The 1,573-nt window shown below is 60.7% G+C and carries 2 protein-coding genes and 1 pseudogene; 1 reads left to right on the plus strand and 2 read right to left on the minus strand.

Going from position 1 to position 1,573, the window contains the following annotated elements; all coding sequences use genetic code 11:
- Positions 1 to 658: ATP-binding cassette domain-containing protein (locus EN780_RS33840; protein ID WP_133372870.1), on the minus strand; the 658-nt coding region annotated here is incomplete at its 3' end.
- A gap of 104 nt (positions 659 to 762) precedes the next feature.
- Here EN780_RS33840 and EN780_RS41030 point away from each other — a divergent pair.
- Positions 763 to 1,164, plus strand: coding sequence for a LysR family transcriptional regulator (locus EN780_RS41030; protein WP_281035403.1), 402 nt, complete (start codon positions 763 to 765; stop codon positions 1,162 to 1,164).
- Between the two features lie 5 nt (positions 1,165 to 1,169).
- On the opposite strand, the pseudogene EN780_RS33850 reads toward EN780_RS41030, so the two are convergent.
- Positions 1,170 to 1,573: pseudogene (locus tag EN780_RS33850) on the minus strand (peptidase S8 and S53, subtilisin, kexin, sedolisin); the annotation flags it as partial.

The raw sequence follows: 1,573 nt of genomic DNA on the forward strand, positions 1-1,573 counted from the left end.
CCTTCATACGGTGCGAAACGAAAACGATGCCGATGCCCTCGTCATGAACCAGTCGCTTCAGGACGGAGAACAGCTTGGCCGTCTCACCGGCGGTCAAATTGGCGGTGGGCTCGTCGAGAAGCAACACCTCCGCACCGGTCGAAAGAGCACGGGCGATCTCGACGATCTGCCCTTCATGCAAAGAGAGCTTGCGCGCCGGAAGATCGACAATCTCTCGCCCGATTGCCGGATCGATGAGATCGAGCGCGTTCAGCGCAACGTCGCGCATACGGCGATGGCTGCTCCGTGAAAAACCCGACCTCGCATGCACGATCCCGATATTCTCCGCGACCGAGAGCTCGGGGAGCAACGCCAGTTCCTGGTGGACCACGGCAATGATCGGATGGATGCTGTTAGTCTTCGCCGATGAAAACCGGATCTCTCCGGCGTCGCGAGGCGTTAGACCGGTGACGATGCGGACAAGAGTGCTCTTGCCGGCACCGTTGCCGCCCAGCAATGCGTGAATTTCCCCGGAACGGACCTGAAAGTCGACACCGCGCAGAACACGGGTTGCGCCGTAGCTCTTCTCGACATTGGAAGCCTCGATCAAAGACTCCCTGGTGAATGCCTGTCCGGCCGCGGCCACTGTGCCGCCGCCCAGGCTCTGGACCGGTTCCATCCTGCATCTCCTCCCGAGACCTGAGGAATGATGCGACCGATTGACATCCGGCTCAATTCTCGTTTCTTAACTGTTTGTGTAGCTGAGCTTAACTGCTGAGAGCGATGTCCGACCTAAAATTCAAGTCCATGGCTCACTTCGAGGCTGTTGCGCGCCTGGGCGGCGTGGCAAAGGCTGCCCAGGAATTGCAGGTCACGCCTTCGGCCGTCAGCCAGCAGTTGCGGCTGCTGGAGCACCAGCTTGGCGTCCGTCTGTTCCAGCGCGAGAAACGCCACCTGTCCCTGACGATCGACGGCGAACGGACGCACGACCGCGGTATCGAGGCCGAAGCAGACTTCCTGGCCGGCGTGTTGCTGCTGACGGACGAGGGCGCGATGCATGTGCTGCGCCGGAGGCTTACGGATGAAGCGCAACATCTCTACGGCGTGAGCGAGCAGATGCTGCAGCTTCGGCTGAACATGAGCGGCGCCTACATCCGCATGCGCCGCGCCGCCGTTTATTCGTAGCAGGTTCAGGTTCTGATCGGTATTTCCACGACGGGCCGCAGCGGCTCCAACTGGGTTGCGTACTTGCGTACAACCTGGTCGCAGAAATCCGCAATGCCTTTTGCCCGCGCCGTCGCGGCCAGAGCATAGGGCAGCTTTTCAGCGGGCGTAAAGTTCCGGCCTTCGAGCCGAGAATTGTAGTGGATGTCAAAGCACGGATTGCGCAGGCTCGACCCCCGGAAGATGCGGCTGGCGTGCAGGCAGTTTTCCCATTTCCAAGCATCGCGCCGCAACTCCTCTTCCTCGCCGCCCGAACGGATGCTGGAGAAGAAGCTTTTTGAATCGGGGTGAAGCTGGTCGTCCGTCTTGAATTTGCCGTCATGCGGCCGGAACGTCACCTCCAGCCCGGCTCTCGTGTAGTTGCCAGGGT

The sequence above is a fragment of the Mesorhizobium sp. M4B.F.Ca.ET.089.01.1.1 genome (assembly GCF_004022605.1).
GTDB classification, from domain to species: Bacteria; Pseudomonadota; Alphaproteobacteria; order Rhizobiales; family Rhizobiaceae; genus Mesorhizobium; species Mesorhizobium abyssinicae.

What these genes read in the sequence shown, in the direction of transcription:
- EN780_RS41030 (WP_281035403.1), top strand. Translation starts at nt 763, where the DNA reads ATGTCCGACCTAAAATTCAAGTCCATGGCTCACTTCGAGGCTGTTGCG.